Source organism: Streptomyces nanshensis (genome assembly GCF_001751255.1).
Taxonomy (GTDB): domain Bacteria; phylum Actinomycetota; class Actinomycetes; order Streptomycetales; family Streptomycetaceae; genus Streptomyces; species Streptomyces nanshensis_A.
The window spans coordinates 1-17,000 of record NZ_LJGW01000505.1; the positions used below are offsets into that span (position 1 = coordinate 1).

Annotated in this window: 14 protein-coding genes; 5 read left to right on the plus strand and 9 right to left on the minus strand. The window is 70.8% G+C overall.

Annotated elements, in window-relative coordinates; all coding sequences use genetic code 11:
- Nucleotides 1-203: 203 nt before the first annotated feature.
- The 7 genes from AN218_RS29090 to AN218_RS29120 form a co-directional block, all read right to left on the minus strand.
- A complete protein-coding gene (locus AN218_RS29090; protein ID WP_244900807.1) occupies nucleotides 204-1,643 on the minus strand; it encodes a sulfatase family protein in 1,440 nt (479 codons plus the stop codon).
- 148 nt (nucleotides 1,644-1,791) lie between these two features.
- Entirely contained in the window at nucleotides 1,792-3,201 is a 1,410-nt protein-coding gene (locus tag AN218_RS29095) for a glucoamylase family protein (RefSeq protein WP_070020076.1), read from the minus strand.
- Nucleotides 3,202-3,294: 93 nt separating this feature from the next.
- Nucleotides 3,295-5,202 (minus strand): GH39 family glycosyl hydrolase, encoded by a 1,908-nt coding sequence (locus tag AN218_RS29100; protein ID WP_079132703.1) that lies wholly within the window; start codon nucleotides 5,200-5,202, stop codon nucleotides 3,295-3,297.
- 129 nt (nucleotides 5,203-5,331) lie between these two features.
- Nucleotides 5,332-6,258, minus strand: a complete 927-nt coding sequence (locus AN218_RS29105; protein WP_079132704.1) for a carbohydrate ABC transporter permease — start codon at nucleotides 6,256-6,258, stop codon at nucleotides 5,332-5,334.
- Nucleotides 6,255-7,250 (minus strand): carbohydrate ABC transporter permease, encoded by a 996-nt coding sequence (locus AN218_RS29110; RefSeq protein WP_079132705.1) that lies wholly within the window; start codon nucleotides 7,248-7,250, stop codon nucleotides 6,255-6,257. Before AN218_RS29110 ends, AN218_RS29105 begins: the two co-directional genes overlap by 4 nt.
- Nucleotides 7,251-7,255: 5 nt before the next feature.
- Entirely contained in the window at nucleotides 7,256-8,506 is a 1,251-nt protein-coding gene (locus tag AN218_RS29115) for a sugar ABC transporter substrate-binding protein (protein WP_070020079.1), read from the minus strand.
- 236 nt (nucleotides 8,507-8,742) lie between these two features.
- On the minus strand, nucleotides 8,743-9,879 hold the full coding sequence (locus AN218_RS29120; RefSeq protein WP_070020080.1) for a LacI family DNA-binding transcriptional regulator: 1,137 nt from the start codon (nucleotides 9,877-9,879) through the stop codon (nucleotides 8,743-8,745).
- A gap of 549 nt (nucleotides 9,880-10,428) precedes the next feature.
- Here AN218_RS29120 and AN218_RS29125 point away from each other — a divergent pair.
- The 3 genes from AN218_RS29125 to AN218_RS29135 all read left to right on the plus strand — a co-directional run bounded on the left by AN218_RS29125 (nucleotide 10,429) and on the right by AN218_RS29135 (nucleotide 12,578).
- Complete coding sequence (locus tag AN218_RS29125) at nucleotides 10,429-11,049, plus strand: DUF6230 family protein (RefSeq protein WP_070020081.1); 621 nt, start codon at nucleotides 10,429-10,431, stop codon at nucleotides 11,047-11,049.
- Nucleotides 11,040-11,741: a DUF6114 domain-containing protein gene (locus AN218_RS37625; RefSeq protein ID WP_216311817.1), complete on the plus strand. Its 702-nt coding sequence runs from the start codon at nucleotides 11,040-11,042 to the stop codon at nucleotides 11,739-11,741. The genes AN218_RS29125 and AN218_RS37625 overlap by 10 nt, the downstream gene beginning before the upstream one ends.
- 129 nt (nucleotides 11,742-11,870) lie before the next feature.
- Nucleotides 11,871-12,578, plus strand: coding sequence for a hypothetical protein (locus AN218_RS29135; RefSeq protein ID WP_070020082.1), 708 nt, complete (start codon nucleotides 11,871-11,873; stop codon nucleotides 12,576-12,578).
- Nucleotides 12,579-12,707: 129 nt separating this feature from the next.
- Here the strand turns inward: AN218_RS29135 and AN218_RS29140 are convergent, their stop codons facing one another.
- Both AN218_RS29140 and AN218_RS37195 read right to left on the minus strand, forming a co-directional pair.
- Nucleotides 12,708-13,685 carry an SRPBCC family protein gene (locus AN218_RS29140; RefSeq protein WP_070020083.1) on the minus strand — a complete coding sequence of 326 codons (978 nt, stop codon included), beginning with the start codon at nucleotides 13,683-13,685 and terminating at the stop codon, nucleotides 12,708-12,710.
- 6 nt (nucleotides 13,686-13,691) lie between these two features.
- Nucleotides 13,692-14,399 carry a histone protein gene (locus tag AN218_RS37195; protein WP_171908832.1) on the minus strand — a complete coding sequence of 236 codons (708 nt, stop codon included), beginning with the start codon at nucleotides 14,397-14,399 and terminating at the stop codon, nucleotides 13,692-13,694.
- Nucleotides 14,400-14,988: 589 nt separating this feature from the next.
- Between AN218_RS37195 and AN218_RS29150 the strand changes: the two genes are divergently transcribed.
- Together AN218_RS29150 and AN218_RS29155 are read left to right on the plus strand one after the other, a co-directional pair.
- Nucleotides 14,989-15,903, plus strand: a complete 915-nt coding sequence (locus tag AN218_RS29150; protein ID WP_070020085.1) for an ATP-binding cassette domain-containing protein — start codon at nucleotides 14,989-14,991, stop codon at nucleotides 15,901-15,903.
- A 1-nt stretch (nucleotide 15,904) separates the two neighbouring features.
- On the plus strand, nucleotides 15,905-16,678 hold the full coding sequence (locus tag AN218_RS29155; RefSeq protein ID WP_070020086.1) for an ABC-2 transporter permease: 774 nt from the start codon (nucleotides 15,905-15,907) through the stop codon (nucleotides 16,676-16,678).
- Nucleotides 16,679-17,000 lie beyond the last annotated feature (322 nt).

Below are 17,000 nucleotides of genomic sequence, written 5' to 3' on the forward strand. Positions count from 1 at the left end.
GGACCGGGCGCGCTCGGCGTCGGCGGTCTCCGGGGCGGGCGCGGCCCCCTGCTCGGCACGCTGTTCGGCTCCCCGTACGGGGCTCGCGGCGCGGGACGGCGCGCAGCACGCCCCGCCGTCCCGTTCCCGTTCCCGTTCCCGTTCCCGCGGAGTGTCCGTCACCGAACCGCCCCTTCCTCGAACTGCCCTTCCGCCGCCCGCCGTTACGGGAGCACGCCCTCCGGAGTGTCCCCGTAGTGCTCCTGGAGCTGCGCGAGCCGTTCCTTCAACTCCTCGGCGACGGCCGCGTATTCGGGATCGCCGTAGCGATCGTGCAACTCCTCCGGATCGCGGACGAGGTCGAACAGCTCCCAGCCCGGCTCGCGTTGCTCCGTACTCGCGCCCGAGGCGCCCGAGCCGTGCCCCGGGTAGCGGATCAGCTTGTGCGTACGGGTGCGGACGCCGTACGAGGCCTGCACCCGGTGGTCGTGGTCGAGGTGCATGTAGTAGCGGTAGTAGACCGCGTCGCGCCAGTCCTCCGGGCTCTCGCCGCGCAGCAGCGGCACGAGGCTGCGGCCCTGCATCCGCTCCGGCGGCTCGACGCCTGCCAACTCCAGCAGCGTGGGGGCGAAGTCGACGTTCGCGACGAGGTCGTCGCTGACCGAGCCGGGGGCGACGACGCCGGGCCAGCGCATCACCAGCGGGATGCGCATCGCCGGGTCGTACATGAACCGCTTGTCGAACCAGCCGTGTTCACCGAGGAAGAAGCCGTGGTCGGAGGTGTAGGCGACCGCGGTGTCCTCGGCCAGCCCGGAGATACCGAGGTAATGCAGCACCCGGCCGACGTTCTCGTCGAGCGCCGCGACGACCCGCAGATAGTCCTTGATGTAGCGCTGATAGCGCCACTCCCGCTCCTCGCGCTCCGAAAGTCCCTCCGGCACCGGCTCCTTGAGGTCGTCCGGCGTCAGGTCGGCCATGCTCAGCCGGGCCTCGCGGGCGGCGGGGCCACGGTCGCTCAGGTCGTCGTGGAGGGTCGGCGGTACGGGGACGTCCTCGTGGGCGTAGAGGTTGCGGTGCCGCTCGGCGGGCTCGAAGTGCCGGTGCGGCGCCTTGTGTTGGACGAGCAGCGCGAACGGCCGCTCGGGGTCGCGCTTGTCGAGCCACTCCAGGGCGATGTCGGTGACGATGTCGGTGACGTAGCCCTGGTAGGTGCGTTCGCCCTCGGCGGTCAGGAACGGCGGGTCGTGGTAGACGCCGTGCTCGGGCAGGATCTCCCAGTGGTCGAAGCCGCGCGGATCGCTCGTACCGCCGTGCCCCAGGTGCCACTTGCCGAAGATCGCGGTCTGGTAGCCGGCCTCGCGCAGCAGCTCGGGGAAGGAGGGCTGCGTCGCGTCGAAGGTGTGGTCCGGACTCTCCAGCGAGGTCATGCCGTTGACGTGGCTGTAGGTGCCGGTCAGCAGGGTCGCGCGGGCCGGCGAGCAGATCGCGTTCGTGCAGAAGACGTTGTCGAAGCGCATGCCGTCGGCGGCCAGACCGTCCACCGCGGGCGTCCGGTTGATGACGCTGCCGTACGCGCCGATGGCGGGCACGGCGTGGTCGTCCGTCATGAACAGCACGATGTTCGGGCGGAGTTGAGGCGACGGTGCGGAGCGGGGCGGCGTCACGGAGTCCTTCCCGGTGGCGGGGCGGTGGCGGGCCGTACGGCCCGGCGGCGGACGGTCCGCGACGGCGCCGGGAGCGGATCACCGGCGCCGCCGCGGAGCAGAGGGGGCTCAGGGGAGGTATGCGTCCCGTGAGCCGTGCCGCCTCCGGTCAGACTATGCCGAAGTCCTCCTTGGCCAGCAGCGGGCGGACGTTCTTCGCGAACCCGCCCGTGCGGAAGGCCCCTTGGAGCAGGCCGGGGCGGAGCACCTGGGCGAGCCCGGCGGCGACCATGCCCTGGTCGAGGGCGAGCATGAAGTCGCTGACCGTGCCCTTGCGCACGTCGACGGAGTCACGGAAGCCCAGCCCGTCGTGGTAGGCGCCGAAGTCGCGGGCGATCTTCCGCAGGTTGGCCACGGACTCACGCGGCGCGAACTGCATGGCAAGGAACGACGCGTGGGGTGTGACGACGCCCTTGGAGTAGTAGCCGTCGACCGTCATGCCGATCGCGTCGACGCCGTACTCGCTGTAGCCGCCCGCGGGGATGTTGGCGGGGGAGAAGCCCCAGTAGTCCAACTTCTCCTCGTCCAGGCCGTGTTCGATCTGGCTGCGGATGTAGCGCTGATGCGTCACGCCCCAGGCGCGCGGCGACCAGTCGCCCTCGGGCACGAACAGCGGCACCATCAGCGCCTCGAACATCGAGCCGCCCCAGGTCGGGATCAACTTCCGTCCGCGGTAGGTGTAGTGGCCGCGCCAGACGCGTACGCCGTCGACCGTGACGTACTCGCCCTCGGGCTTCTGCTCCTGCTCGTTCTCCGGGACCAGGGTGCGGAAGGTGCGCCAGTAGTGCTCGCCGGGGAGGCTGCCGTCCGCGATGCCGAGGTAACTGGCCATCCGGGGCTCGGTGTTGAGCGCTCCGTACCAGTGTCCGGTGAAGGTGTCGTCGTCCGTCCAGTAGCCGCCGTGGATCTGGCCGGGGTGCTGGGCCGGGTCGTCCTCGTCGTACGGGGTGTAGAAGAAGGACCAGTCGGCGTCGGCCAGCAGCGCCTTGACCCGCGGCGCGAGAGTGCGGTCGGCGCGGGCCGCGATGCGCAGGCCCGTGATCAGCCAGGCGTTGTCCACGGAGGAGAGGAAGGGGCGCACCTCCTCGCCCGTCTCCGGCCAGGTGGTGAGGACGTCGCCGTTCGCGGCGTCGTACCAGTTGAGCCAGAAGCCCTTCTCCCGCTTGAGCTTCTCCACCGCGGAGACGGTGCCGGCGAGGCGCTTGCGCAGCGTCGCGTGGCTGATCACGCCGAGCCCGGCGGCGGCCACGGTGGACCAGATGCCGCAGCCGATGTTGGTGGGCGAGGTCTGGACGCTGCGCTTCGGCTCGGCGCCGCTGACGTCGATCTTGTCGGCGGCGAGACCGAAGTCGGAGTGCATGGCCTCCAACGAGGCGTAGGTGTCGCGGAACCAGCGGTGCAGCAGTGCGGCGCCGGTGCGCTCGCGCGAGGCGGCGGCGGCCGGGGCGGACCCCGCGGCACCGAGGGCGAGCGCGGCCGAGGCGCCGGCTCCCGCGGTGAGGACGGTACGGCGTTTCATGGTGCGGCTCCTTCGTCTCCTTCTTCGGACGCGTACGTGTGCGGTGGCGTGCGCGCGGCGCGCGTGCCGGGACGCACGGGTGGCGGGCGGCCGTCAGGCGCCGCCCGTCCTGGTCAGGCGCAGTGCCCGGATGCCGGGCATCGGCAGGTCGACGGTGAGGGCGAGCGAGCCGTCGGCACCGGCGGTCACCGTGCCGTACGGCTCCTCGAACAGCTCGTCGGCGGCGCGGAGTTCGGCCCACTGGCGGTCGTTCGGCCAGTCGCTGTGGCCGCCGTCCAGGGCGTCCCAGACGGCCTTGACGTTGGAGTGGGTCTCATCGACGCGGCGCAGCGTCACCGTGTACGCGGCGCCCGGCGTCAGCCCGCCGACCTCGACACGGGCCTCGCGGTCCAGCGCCGCCGCCCCGTCGATCTTCGTCTGGTCCAGGGTGCCGTTCCAGCACAGCACGTCGACGCTGCCGCCGTCGCCGGTACGGGTGGCCAGCGCCTCCACCAGCGCCTCGGCGCCGTCGCCCGAGACCCGGGCCGGGACGCGTCCGCCGTCGAGCTGGGAGAGCATGCGCAGCGCCCAGAAGCGCGGCTTGCGCAGATTGCCGACGGTCAGCAGCCCGAAGCCGCCGTGGAAGAGCTTCGGCGGACGGCCCAGTTCCTCGAAGTGGTCGGTGGCCACCCAGTACGCGAGGGCGTCGGCCGACGCCCCCTGGCGAGCCGGGGGGACCCCCAGGACGCTCTTCATGCCGCGCAGCACGAACGGCGCCGAGAAGACGGAGTCGCTGACGCGGTGGAAGTGGGTGGGCGTCACGCCCCACTCCGTCCACAGGATCTCCGGCTCCGGCCGGCCCGTGGCCCGCGCGAACGACCGGGTCTCGGGGCGGAAGTCGAGCGGCGCGTTGCCGTAGGTGTGCGTCGAGACGAAGTCGATCGGCACGTCGTTCTCACGGCAGTGCTCCAGCAGCGGTCCGACCCACTTGGCCGCCGCCGAGCCGGGACCGCCGACGCGGATGCGCGGGTCGACGCTCTTCACGGCGCGCACGGCGGTCTCGTACAGCAGGTGGTACTGGGCCTGGGTGCCGTTCCAGAAGACCTCCAGGTTGGCCTCGTTCCAGACCTCGAACTCCCAGCCGGCGACCTCGTCCGCGCCGTACCGCTCGCGCAGATGCACCGTCAGCGCGCGGCACAGCTCGCCCCACCGCTCCCAGCTCCGGGGCACCGAGGCGATGCCCTTGTACTCGAAGATCGTGTACTCGGGGTCGGACGCCAACTCCGCGGGCATGAAGGAGAGTTCGACGACAGGCTTGAGGCCGGTCGTCAGGAAGCGGTCGTAGACCGTGTCCAGGCCGGAGAAGTCGAAGGAGCCGTCCTCGCCCACGCTCACGCACTCCGGCAGGAACGTCCCGTGCGCTCGTACAGTACGTACGCCCAGCTCGTCGCGGACGATGCCGAGCGCCTCCGCGTACTCCTCCGCGACGTCCGCGTCGCCCGGCCCCGGCTCGTCCCACACCAGCATCGACAGATGCTCCGCGCCGATCATCCGGTTCCACACCGGGGGGAGGGGCACGGGGTCCGACGCCGCGTCGACCGCCACCGTGACGGCGGGCGGACGCGTGCCCGGCGCCTTCGGGCAGCCGCGCACGGGTTCCGAAGTGAGCGCGCCCGCCCCGGCGTCCGTCCAGGAGGCGACCTTGTACCAGTAGCCCTGGCCCGGCTCGACGAGCGAGTCCGCGTACGGGGGCGCGGGCACGGCGAGCACGTCGCCGCCGCGGTGGTCGAGCGGTTCGTACGGGCCGTCCACGGTGTCCGCGCGGTGCACGAGATACCCCAACGCGCCCTCCACCGGCTGCCAGTCGAGCAGTACGTGGCCGGTGCCGTCCTCGGAGCGCAGCCCGGCGGGGGCGGGCAGCTCGGCGGTGCCGGTCAGCGCGGCGGCACCGTCCTCGGGGAGGTCGCTGGGGAGGCCGATGCGCTGCTCCCAGTCGAGGCGAGCGGCGTTCTTCTCGGTCATGTGGGGGTCACCTCTCGATGGATGCGCATACACGGAGGACGGGGCGCGGTGCGTACGGGGGCGCGGGGGTGTGTACGGAGTTGGGCTGTGGACCGGTGGCTGACGGGCTGAACCGCCGGGCGTACGGGACTACTTGAGGCCCGCGGTGGCGATGCCCTGGGTGAAGTAGCGCTGGAGCAGGATGAAGACCAGCAGGACCGGGAGCACGACGAGGAACGCCCCCGCCATCAGCACCCCGTTGGAGCCGTTGGTTTTCGTCGGGTCGATGGCGAAGGTGGCCAGCGCCACCGGGAGCGTGTACTTGTCGGAGTCGTTCGTGGCGACCAGCGGCCAGAGGAAGTTGTTCCAGGACTGCAGGAACGTGAAGATCGCCAGTGTGGCCAGCGCGGGTTTGACCAGCGGCATCGCGATCCGCCAGAAGATGAACCACTCGCCGGCGCCGTCGATGCGCGCCGCCTCCAGCAGCTCGTCCGGGATGGCCGTCATGAACTGCCGCATGAGGAAGACGCCGAAGGCGCCCGCCGCGAACGGCAGGATGAGCGCCGCGTAGGAGTCGATCAGGCCCATCTTGCTGACCATCACGAACATCGGCATCAGCATCAGATTGCCGGGCACCATCAGCGCGCACATCACGAGGGCGAACACCGGCCGCTTTCCCGCGAAGTTGAGCTTCGCCAGCGCGTAGCCGAGCATCGAGCAGAAGATCAGGTTGCAGGCCGTGACGACGACGGCGACCAGTGTGGAGTTGAAGAAGCTGCCGCCGACGTCGAGCAGTCTGACGAGCTTCTCGAAGTGGATCAGCGTCCACTCGTCGGGGATCCACACCGTCGGGCTCGCGCCCAGGTCCTTCTCCGACTTGAACGCCGACAGCGCCATCCACAGGAACGGCGCGACCATCACGATCATCCCGGCCCACAGGACGGCGAGCAGCAGTCTGCGGCGCGCGGCCTCGCCCTTGCGGCGCCGGGGAGCCGGTACGGACGGGGGCGCGGCGGCGGGCGACGGCGCGGGGCCGGGCGCCGGGCCGGGCGTGGGGAAGGGGGCGGGGGCCGTCATTTCGTCTTGTCCTTCAGCAGACGGAGCTGGAGCAGGGTGACCGCGAGGATGACCGTGAAGAGCACGTACGCCATCGCGCTCGCGTAGCCCATGTGGAAGAACTTGAAGCCCTGGTCGTACATGTCGAGGGAGACGGTCAGCGTCGCGTTGTCCGGACCGCCCTCGGTCATCACGAACGGCTCCTCGAAGACGTTCAGGAACCCGATGGTGGTCATGACGCTCACGTAGAGCATCGTCGGACGCAGCAGCGGCACCGTGATGCTGCGGAACTCCTGCCAGATCCCCGCGCCGTCCAGCCGCGCGGCCTCCCGTACCTCCGCGGGGATGCCCTGGAGGCCGGCGAGGAAGAGGACCATCGCGGTGCCCAGGTTGCGCCAGACCGCCATCACGATCAGGGACGGCATCGCCAGCACCTTCGACCCGAGGAAGTCCGGTGAGGTCAGGCCCACTTCGGCGGCGAGCCCCGAGATCAGCCCGTCCGCCGGGTCCAGTACGAAGCGCCAGACGACGGCCACGGCGACGATGCTGGTGACGACGGGCGCGTAGAAGCCGACGCGGAAGACGGTGCGCAGCCGTCCGACGCCCCGGTTGAGCAGGACGGCGGCGAGCAGCCCCGCGCCGACGGTGAGCGGAACGCCCAGCACCACGAAGTACGTGGTGTTGAACAGGGCGGTCAGAAAGCGCTCGTCGCCGAAGAGCTCGGCGTAGTTCTGCACGCCGGTGAACTCGGCGGAGAAGGGGTCGGCGACGTTCCGCAGCCCGAAGTCGGTGAAGCTCATGACGAACGTGGCGACGATCGGCACCGCCATGAACGTCAGGAAGAGCACCAGGAAGGGCGTGGAGAACAGCCATCCGGGGACGTTCTGCACGCTGAGCCGGTCCCGCCGCCGCGGTCCGCGCGTGCCGTGGGAACCGGCTCCGGCCCCGGCCCCGGGCCGCACCTGTGCGGTGCGGCCCGGGACCCCCCGCCGGGATGGGGTCGTTGTCGCCATGACGCTCAGCCCACCAGGCCCTCGGCGGCCTTCTGCATCCAGGCGGCGGTCTTCTCGGGGGACTCGCCCTTCTGGGAGACGCGGGCCACGCCTTCGTCGAGCTTGGCGGCCAGCTCCTCCCACTTGGCGAGCGGCGGGACGGTCTTGGCGGTCTTGAGCTGCTTCTCGAAGGCGTCGAGCTGCTCCGGCGCGTTCTTCAGCTCGGGCCGGTCGAAGGCGGCCTGGTTGGCGGGCAGGGACTTGGCGATCTCGTACCAGTGCCCCTGCTGCTCCGCGCCGGTGAGGTACTTGGTGAACTCCTTCGCGGCGGCCTTGTGTTCGCTGTCCTCGAAGGTGACGAGGCTGGCGCCGCCGACCCACGACGTGCTCGACTTGCCCGCGGGCAGCGGGGCGGTGGCGTACTTGCCCTTGAGCTGCGGCTGCTGGTCCTGGATGTTCTGCACGATCCAGGGGCCCGAGACGAACATCGGGGCGTCGCCGGTGCCGAAGTCCTTGACCACGTCGTAGTCCGGGGGCGAGCTCTTACGGGAGAGGCCGGCGTCGAAGTAGTGGGCGTACTCCTTGAGCGCCTTGACGGACTCGGGGGAGTCCAGCGCGGGCTTGCCGGAGCCGTCGATGAGCGAGCCGCCGGCCGAGTAGAGGAAGGGCAGCCAGGTCTGCCAGGCGCCGGTGTTGGCGGGCTGGTTGTACGTGCCCCACTTGGTGCCGGCCTTGTCCTTGTACGCCTCGGCGAGCTTGCGCTGGTCCGCCCAGGTCGCCGGGGCCTTCTTCACACCGGCCTTGTCGGCGAGGTCGGTGCGGTAGTAGAGGGCGCGGGTGTCGACGTACCAGGGGACGCCGTAGGCCTTGCCGTCCTTCACGCCGCCGTTCCAGGCCGCGGGGAAGAAGTCGCCCTTCTTGAAGGTCTTCTCGTCCACCGGCTCCAGCGCGTCCAGTTCGATGAACTCGCCCATCATCGTGCTGCCCATCTGGGCCATGTCCGGCAGTTCGCCGGCGGCCACCGCGGAGACCAGCTTCTGGTGCACGACGTCCCAGCCGACCGGGGTGACCTTGACCGTGATGTTGGGGTGCTTCTTGTTGAACTCCTTGCCGATCTCGGCCAGGTGCTTCCCCTCCTCGCCCATGCCCCAGACGGTGAGGGTCTGCTTGTCCTTGGCCGAGGTCTGCTCGCCGCCGCCGCTGCCGCAGGCGGAGAGCAGCAGCGCGAGGGCGGCCGTGGCCGCGGTGGCGGCGGCGATGCGTGGTGTGGGCTGCATGGAGGGGCTCCTCCTCGTGTGCGGAGCTGTGCGGTGACGCGGTCACTGGGCGAGCGCCCGAGGGGGACGTGCCGCCGGGACTGCTGAGCCGTGAGGCCGGTGAGGGTGCGGTGGTGCGAGTGGTGCGGCTGTGCGGCCGTACGCTGCGCCGGGACCCGGACGGCCTTCGGGCCGTGGGGCTGTAAGCGCATACATACTCTGTGAGGCCCCGCCCGGGGGTGCAAGAGTCGGGCTGATTACGACTGTGTAACGGAAGCCTCGCCGTCGACCGGTCCGTCGCCGAGCGGACCGCTCCCGTCCACGGAGTCGTCACGTGCCGGGCAGCCGCAGCTCGACCGGCGCACGACCGAGACCGGCAGCACCTTCGAGGCCGGCTCCCGGCCGCGGTCACCGAGCCGCGCGACCAGCAGCTCCACCGCCTCCTCGCCGAGCCGCCGCATCGGCTGCCGTACGGTCGTCAGCGCCGGCGTCACCAGACGTCCCAGCGGGATCCCGTCGAAGCCGACCACCGCGAGGTCCTCCGGTACGCGCACTCCGCGGCGGCGCAGTTCGGAGAGGGCGCCGACGGCCATCTGGTCGTTCGCGAAGGCCACCGCGTGCGGCGTCTCGCCCTCGCGGTCCAGCAGTTCGGCGACCGCCCTCTCACCCTCGGCCTGCGTGAGTCCCGTCCGTACGTCGGGCCGTTCGGGGACCGGCAGCCCGGCCTCCAGATGTGCCGCCTGGAAGCCGCGGAAGCGTGCCTCGCCGTCCGGGGAGTCCTCCGCGCTGCCCGCGAAGGCGAGCCGGGTGTGGCCGTGGTCGGCGATCAGGTGCCGGGTGAGGGCGAGTTCGCCGTCGAAGTTGGCGACTTCCACATGGTCGAGGTGGTCGAGGGCGGCGTCCTCGCGCGGGCCCGCGAGCATCACCACGGGGAGCCGCCGCGAGATGACCTCCAGCTCCTCGGTGGGGACGGTGCGGGCCAGCACCGCGAAGCCGTCCACGCGTCCCGCGACGTCCGCGACCAGGTTCCGCGGGCCCTCGGCGAGGGAGGCGGCGATGAGCAGGGCGTAGCCGTGGCGGCGGGCCGCGCGCTCCATGCCGCGGATTATCTCGTCGGAGTAGAGCATCAGTTCCGCGTCGTCGCCGTAGTCCGAGTCCGGGTCCTCGGCGTCGGGATCGGCGTAGTCGGGGAAGCACAGCCCCAGGACGCGGGTGTTGCGGCTGGCCAGGCCGCGGGCGTTGCCGCTCGGTACGTACCCCAGCTCGCGCGCGGCCTCCAGGACCTTCTCCCGCGTACCGGCCCGCACGGAATCCGGGGCCCGGTAGACTCGCGAGACCGTCGCGATCGAGACGCCTGCCTGTCCGGCGACGTCGTAGACGGTGGGAGCATTCACGCGACCACGCTCTCCTGCCTGGCTCAGGCCGTGGAGGCCGCTGGGTTGAAAGCGCATTCATCGTACGCCGCCGCTGGAAGCGGCGGCAAGAAGTCCCTCGCCCATGGCCTTTGATGGACACCGCGTTCTTCTTCTGCCCTCAACTCGCCCGCGGTGCATGCCGTTTCGGCCACCGCTCGCGGTCGCTTATGTCCCTCTCGTCGCATACGCAGTGTTGGTGCGGTCCGCGACGGGGGCGCCGTACGCCGCGACCCCGTGGCTACTGGAGGTAACCCCAGCTTGTGCGGCGCTGCTCAGAGGTGTGGACGCACAGGCCCGTAGCGCGCTGCCCGGGTGCCGTGCGGCGCCGGTGTCCCAAGAGCCGTTGTTCGGCGGAAAGTTGTCTGCGCGAAACCTTGCCGTGCCCGTCCGGGGTCCATAACCTGACTCGCCGGTAACTCTTCCGCACGGCAGGGTCTCCTTCTGTGCGATCCCCCCTCGTACTACGCACGTACTTCACATCCCCCACGCCACGGGCACTACGCCATTCCTTTCCCAAGGGGACACACCATGAAGGATGCGCACGGCAACAAGCTGACGGGGCGCACGAGTTGGCGGAGATTCGCCGTCCTGTGCGTGCCGGGCGTCGCCGTCACCGCCGCGCTGGCGATCGCACTCGCCAACGGGGCGCTCGCGGCGTCGTTCGCCGTATCCGGGCAGCAGTTCAAGGTCTCGGCGTCCAGCCTGGACGGCGACGGCTTCGCGCAGTACGGCAGCGTCGACCGCAACGCCAGGGGCAAGCTCATACCCGTGGCCGTCACGGCCATCAAGACGGCGAAGATGAAGAAGCTGTGCCAGTCCGTCGTCACGGATCTGCCCGTCCTCGGCAGCGTCTCGCTCAACCTCACCGCGGGCACGGGCAAGAAGCCGGTGGAGGCCAGCGACCTCTTCGTCGACGCCACACAGCTCTCGGGCGACGCGGGCTTCCACAAGATCGAGATCGGACGGGACGCGTCCACCCTCGACAAGGGCCCCAAGGGCGGACAGGGCCTCCAGGACCTGTTCGGACAGCAGGCCGACGACGTGCACATCACCCAGCTCAAGCAGACCGCCTGGGCCACCAATGCCGGTACGTTCAGGCTCGCCGGCCTGAGCATGAAAGTGAACAAGGGCACCAAGGAATGCTTCTGATCTGGCGCCGTTGGCGCGGCTGGCGCCGTGGACGGCCTTTCTGGGGCGGCCTGTTCGCCGTCCTCGCGGGTGTGGAGATCGGCGTGCTGCCGCTGGCGCCGATGAAGGTGATGCTGCATGAGGGCACGGCCGGGCTGCCGTCCGTCGTCCTGGCGGCGGTCGTCGTGGTGCTGGGGCTCAGCGGCTGGTTCGCGCCGCAGTACCGGGGTCTCGCGGGCATCATCACCGTGCTGCTCTCGGCGGCGGCGCTGGTCCTGTCGAACCTGGGCGGGTTCATGATCGGCACCCTGCTCGGGGTCGTCGGCGGTGCGCTGATGTTCGCGTGGCGGCCCGTGCCGGCGGAGTCCGACGGGGTGCCGTCCCGGGACACCGAGGACGTGTCCGGCGGGGGCTCCGGTGAGCGCGGCACCGGTACGGAGGCGTCAACCGCCGTACAGCCCGCGGTCCTTCAGGCGGAGGGGCTCGGTAGCGGCCGCGGTACGGACGCCGCCGCGGCGGACTCCGGGACCGGCACCGGCGCGGACGGGGCGACCCGTACGGCGTCCTCCGCGTCCTCCGCGTCCACCGCGTCCCCTGTCTCTCCCTCCACTCCCTCCACCGCGTCCCCGTCCGCCGACTCCTCCCTCGCGGCGGCCTTCGGGGTCGACGACGAACCCTTCCCCGCACCCCGCGGGGACGGCCCACGGACGTAAGGACCGCTGAGGACGACTGAGGACGACTGAGGACCACCACAGGCCGCGGGCCGGCCGCCCGGCCCGCCGAGCGCACGAGTGCCGTCGCATCCCCTGCACCACCCCATGTCGCAGTGAAGGAGCCCGACGATGAGCACACGTCCCTCAATTCCCCTGCCGTTACGGGCCGTTGCGGCGGGAGCCGCCGCGACCGTGGCGCTGCTGCTGGCCGGCTCGGCGAGCGCGACGGCGGACACCCGCGCGGGCGCGAACGCGCCGGCGGGCCCGCGTGCAAGCGAAGCGGCGGGGTCCACCACCGTCACGCCCGCCGGTGACGAGTACGCCGCGAAGCTCTCCGGCGACGCCACCTTCACCGCCGGTTCGACGACCGTGACCTGCACCGTCTCCGAGACCTCGGGCACGATCCCGGCGGCGCCGGACAACCACGAGGACGCCGGACCCGTCGAGTCGGCGGTCGGTGCGCCCACGTACGACTCCTGCACCAGCAGCCTGCCGGGCGTCGAGGCCACCGTCACCACCAGCGGCGAGTGGACCGTCTCCCTCCAGCACGGCGACCCGAGCACCGCCGGACTCACCATGCCCCAGGGCGGGTTCGTGCTGAAGACCAGCGGTCTCGCCGAGTGCACCGTGACCGCCGCACCGGACGCGGCGGCCACCGTCACCGGGGACTGGGCCAACGGCTCGCCGTCGACGCTCACCTTCGACGCCGCCGAGGTGCCCGTGACGGTGGAGGGCGGCTTCGGCTGTCCGACCAGTGCGACCAGTTCGGAGTTCGGTGCGGTCTACGAGATCACCGACACGACCGACACCAGCGCGGACGTGGCCGTCAACTCCTGACCACGCGTACGCGGTTCGGACTCCCGCCTCCGTGCCGCAGCGTGGACGCCGGCCGTCCGTCCCCTCTGGTCCTCCTCGCCCCGCACCGCGTGCGCGGAGGACCAGAGGTCCTTCCCGGGCCCGGGCCGGCTACCGCTCGTCCTCCTCGAACTCCTCGTCCTCGTCCGCCTCTTCGTCCTCGTACTCGTCGTCGCCCCCGTCCCCCTCCTCTTCCTCGTCCTCTTCTTCCTCCCCTTCGTCTTCCTCCTCCTCGCCGCGGGGCTCCCCCTCCTCGCCCTCTTCCTCGTCGTCCTCGGCGAGCACCTCCTCGTGGCTGCGCACGACTTCGCCCTCGCGGATCTCTCCGCGCCAGCCCTCCGGCACCTCCTGGACGCCCAGCGTCACGTAGCGCTGGAAGTGCTTGAGGTCCAGCCGGAGCCTGCGGCCCTGCGCCCGCCAGATGTTCGCCGTCTTCTCCAGGAAGCCGCCGGGCGTGTACTCGACGACGACCACGATCCGCGTGAGGCTCGGCGCGAGTTCGTGGAAGGAGACGGCGCCGTGCGTCTTCGTCTCGCCCTTCGTCTCCCAGACGATGCGCTTGTCGGGCACCTGCTCCAGCACGGTCGCCTGCCAACTGCGCTTGGACGGGCCGACCTTGAGCGTCCAGTCGGACGTCGTCTCCTCGTCCTCCGAGCGCGACGCCTCGACCACGCCCTTCATGAAGCCGCTGAACTCCTCGAACTCCGTCCAGTGGTCGTACACCCGCCGCAGCGGCAGTCCCACGTCGAGCGCCTCGACGATGTTCGTCACCTTCTTCTCCCCGGCCTTGCCGCCTCCGGAGAAGAGTTCCTGGACCTTTCCGACGGTCTTGTCCTTCGCCTTCTTGACCGCCTCGCCGCCGAGCGCCTTCGCAGGTGACTCGCCTTGCAGCATTTTCCCGAGCGGCTCCGCGACCTTTCCGCCGTCACTGCCCGCGGCGGCCTTCTTGGCGAACTCTCCCGTCTTCTTACCGGCCGAGCTGACGAGGTTGTTCGCTTTCGCCATCGCGTAGTTGGAGAGTTCTTCACGCACCCTTTCGAGAGCGCCGCCGGAGTTTCCGCCGCCGCCTTTCCTGGCTGTTTCCGGCATGCGCTGCTACCTCCGGCGGGGAGACGAATCGGCGGACTGTTTCCGTGCGGTCTTCTTCGCCGTCCTCCTCGGGGGCGCCGACTGCGAAGTCCGCGTCGTGGCCCTGTTCGCGGTCCGGTTCGCGGTTCTGTTTCCGGTGCGCTTCGCGGTCTTCTTCGCGGGCGCTCCGTGCGCCTCGGCATCGCGTCGCGGTCTGCGGGGCCTGGCGCGTTCGTCCCGCGTACGTTTGCCGCCGCGTTCCGCGCCCCGCTCCTCTCCGTACGCGCGCCGCTCCTCGTCCGCCTCACCGGCGGTTTCCTCGTCTTCCTCGTCCGGCGCCTCGTCCGCCGCCTCGTCCCGGTCCTCGCCACGCGCCCCGCCGCGCCCCTCGTCCTCCGCCATGTCCTGTACGGCGTCCAGGGCCTGGTTGAGCGTCTTGGTGCGGTCGGCGAGCGCGTCGGCGAAGTTGCCGAGCCGCCGGTCCATCAGCGTCTTCAGCGCCTCCCGCCCGACGTTCAGCACCTCGCCGCGTACCTGGTCGGCGAGTTGGGAGAACTGCGGTGACTCGCTGAGCTTTCCGGCGCCCGCGGCGAGGAGTTCCTGCGGCTTGGCCTGGAGTCTGCGGCTCGCCAGATACGCGGCGACCGTCATGGCGAGCTTCGCCTTGCGTCCGCGTCCCAGGAGATACCCGACGGCGATGCTCGCGGCCAGGGCGGTCTTCGTGCTCTCACTCATGCGCATCCGTTCCGTCCTGCCCTCGCCGTACATGCGGTGCGTGCACGGCGCCACGGGCCGGTGACCTGCGGTGGACGTCCTCCGTCCATGAAGGCACAGCCGGATCCGCGGCGCCTGCCCGGCTGAGCCGTGCGGGGCCGGTGCGGGCGGCGACGGGCGGGTACGGGCACGTACGGGTCGGCACGGACCGGTGCGCGGCAGCGGTCCGCCGTGCACCGCGGACCGATCGCCGACCGCCCGCTCTGTCCCGTTCGCGTACCGCAGCCCGCCCGCGCGGAGTGCTGCCGTACGAGCCTTCCGGCGACGCCGCCAACTCGCCCGAACGGGACGGGAATTGCCGGCCTCCGGCCGTCCCGTGAGCCGTGCCGGCCTCCGCGAGCCTGGTCACGAAGCCTCGACGAAACCGGCCCGTGGCCCGGTCGGCCGTGTAAAGATGTCCCGCGCTCTCAGCGGTGCCATGGACTGACCTCCGCCGCCGCTGACCTTCACGCGCAGACACCTTTCACGCCGCAGCGCACGCCCCGCGGGACGCGCATCCCGGACGCGTGCGCCATCGCAGGCCCGACCAAGGGGAACAGGGGAACGGGGCATGATCGAGGTTCAGAATCTGACAAAGCGCTACGGGGAGACCCTCGCGGTCGACCGGCTCTCCTTCCGGGTGGAACCGGGCCGCGTCACCGGGTTTCTCGGCCCCAACGGCGCCGGCAAGTCCACGACCATGCGGGCCATGGTCGGCCTGGACAAGCCCACGTCCGGGCAGGTCCTCATCGACGGCAAGCCGTACGAGGAGCTGAGCCGGCCGCTGACCAGGGTCGGTCTGCTGCTGGACGCCAAGGCCCTGCACGGCGGACGCACCGCGTACGGGCATCTGCTGGGTCTGGCCCGCAGCAACCGCATCCCGGACCGGCGCGTTCCCGAGGTGCTCAAGACCGTCGGTCTGGAGAGCGCCGCGAAGAAGCGCTCCGGCGGCTTCTCGCTGGGCATGGCCCAGCGCCTCGGTGTGGCCGCCGCGCTGCTCGGCGACCCGCAGGTCCTGCTGTTCGACGAGCCCGTCAACGGCCTCGATCCGGAGGGCATCCTCTGGATCCGCGAGCTGATGAAGAAGCTCGCGGCGGAGGGCCGCACCGTCTTCGTCTCCAGCCACCTGATGAGCGAAATGGCCCTCACCGCCGAGCACTTGATCGTGATCGGGCAGGGGCGGCTGCTCGCGGACACCTCCGTCGAGGAGTTCATCGCCCGTAACTCGCGCTCGTACATCCTCATCCGCACACCCGAACCGGAGCGGATGCGCGAGGTGCTCGCCGCGCAGGGCATCCACACCGACGACGGGCCCGGCGGTGTGCTCGAAGCGGTCGGCACCACGCTGGAGACCGTCGGTTCGCTGGCGGCGCAGAACCAGGTCACCGTCTACGAGATCAGCCCGCGCACCGCGTCGCTCGAAGAGGCGTTCATGCAGCTCACAGCGGACTCGGTGGACTACCGCGCGACCCAGGAGGTGCGCTGAGATGGCGGACACGACAGCGGCGGTCGCCTTCGAGTGGACCAAGATCCGCACTCTGCGCTCCACCGTGTGGAGCCTCGCCCTCTTCAGCGTCATGAGCATCGTCGTGGCGCTGCTGGCCGGGTACGTGATGAAGGGCGTGTACGCGGACATGAGCGCCACGGCGAAGGCCAACTTCGACCCCGTGGCCTCCGGCTTCAGCGGACTGAAGCTCGGCATGATCGCGCTCGTCGTCTTCGGCGTGCTCAGCGTGAGCAGCGAGTACTCGACGGGCACCATCCGCAGCTCGCTCGCGGCGGTGCCGCGGCGCGGGGTCTTCTACACGGCGAAGATGGTCACCGGCACGGCCACGGCCCTGGTGCTCTCCGCCGTCGTCGTCACCGCCAGCTTCTTCGCGACGCAGCTCATGCTCGGCAGCCCCGCGAGCGTCTCCGTCTCGGACGACGGCGTGCTGCGGGCGATGGTCGGCGGCGTGCTCTACATGACGCTGATCTGCGCGTTCTCCATGGGCCTGGCGAGCCTGCTGCGCAGCTCGGCGCTCACCATGGGCATCCTCGTGCCGCTGTTCTTCATGATCTCGACGATCCTCAACAGCATTCCCGGGGTGCAGAAGGTCGCGCAGTTCCTGCCGGACCTGGCGGGCGGCCTCATCCTGCGCAGCACGCCGCCGGCCGGCGACACGATCCTCACGCCGTGGACGGGCATGGCGGTGCTCGCCGCATGGGCCGTGCTGGCCGTCGCCGCCGGGTATGCGGCGGTACGCAGCAGGGACGCCTGACCGCAGCGAGCGACGCGGACGCCCGGTCTCCGGGGCGGCGGCGGAAGTGCGCCGTCCACGGGGGCCGGGCGTCCGCGTCTGCGAGGGCTTTACGGGTTTCCGAGCGCCCGCAGCGGGGTGCGGAAAGGGACACTTCGCCGAAGTGCGGAGCAAGGTCCCGGACCGCCCGCAATGCGTACGCAATATCAGGGAAATACTCCGCGGTCAGGAGCGCGGAGATGGAACGGAGTATTCCGTTCTGTGTGGCGCGAGTCGGTGAATCATGGGCGCCCGGCCGGCGGCGCCGACTCCGCATAACATTCGGAGTGATCCATTCCGAGAA

Coding starts and splice junctions, on each gene's coding strand:
- AN218_RS29095 (WP_070020076.1), bottom strand. CDS start 3,201: ATGAAACGCCGTACCGTCCTCACCGCGGGAGCCGGCGCCTCGGCCGCG.
- AN218_RS29100 (WP_079132703.1), bottom strand. CDS start 5,202: ATGACCGAGAAGAACGCCGCTCGCCTCGACTGGGAGCAGCGCATCGGC.
- AN218_RS29105 (WP_079132704.1), bottom strand. CDS start 6,258: ATGACGGCCCCCGCCCCCTTCCCCACGCCCGGCCCGGCGCCCGGCCCC.
- AN218_RS29110 (WP_079132705.1), bottom strand. CDS start 7,250: ATGGCGACAACGACCCCATCCCGGCGGGGGGTCCCGGGCCGCACCGCA.
- AN218_RS29115 (WP_070020079.1), bottom strand. CDS start 8,506: ATGCAGCCCACACCACGCATCGCCGCCGCCACCGCGGCCACGGCCGCC.
- AN218_RS29125 (WP_070020081.1), top strand. CDS start 10,429: ATGAAGGATGCGCACGGCAACAAGCTGACGGGGCGCACGAGTTGGCGG.
- AN218_RS37625 (WP_216311817.1), top strand. CDS start 11,040: ATGCTTCTGATCTGGCGCCGTTGGCGCGGCTGGCGCCGTGGACGGCCT.
- AN218_RS29135 (WP_070020082.1), top strand. CDS start 11,871: ATGAGCACACGTCCCTCAATTCCCCTGCCGTTACGGGCCGTTGCGGCG.
- AN218_RS29140 (WP_070020083.1), bottom strand. CDS start 13,685: ATGCCGGAAACAGCCAGGAAAGGCGGCGGCGGAAACTCCGGCGGCGCT.
- AN218_RS37195 (WP_171908832.1), bottom strand. CDS start 14,399: ATGAGTGAGAGCACGAAGACCGCCCTGGCCGCGAGCATCGCCGTCGGG.
- AN218_RS29150 (WP_070020085.1), top strand. CDS start 14,989: ATGATCGAGGTTCAGAATCTGACAAAGCGCTACGGGGAGACCCTCGCG.
- AN218_RS29155 (WP_070020086.1), top strand. CDS start 15,905: ATGGCGGACACGACAGCGGCGGTCGCCTTCGAGTGGACCAAGATCCGC.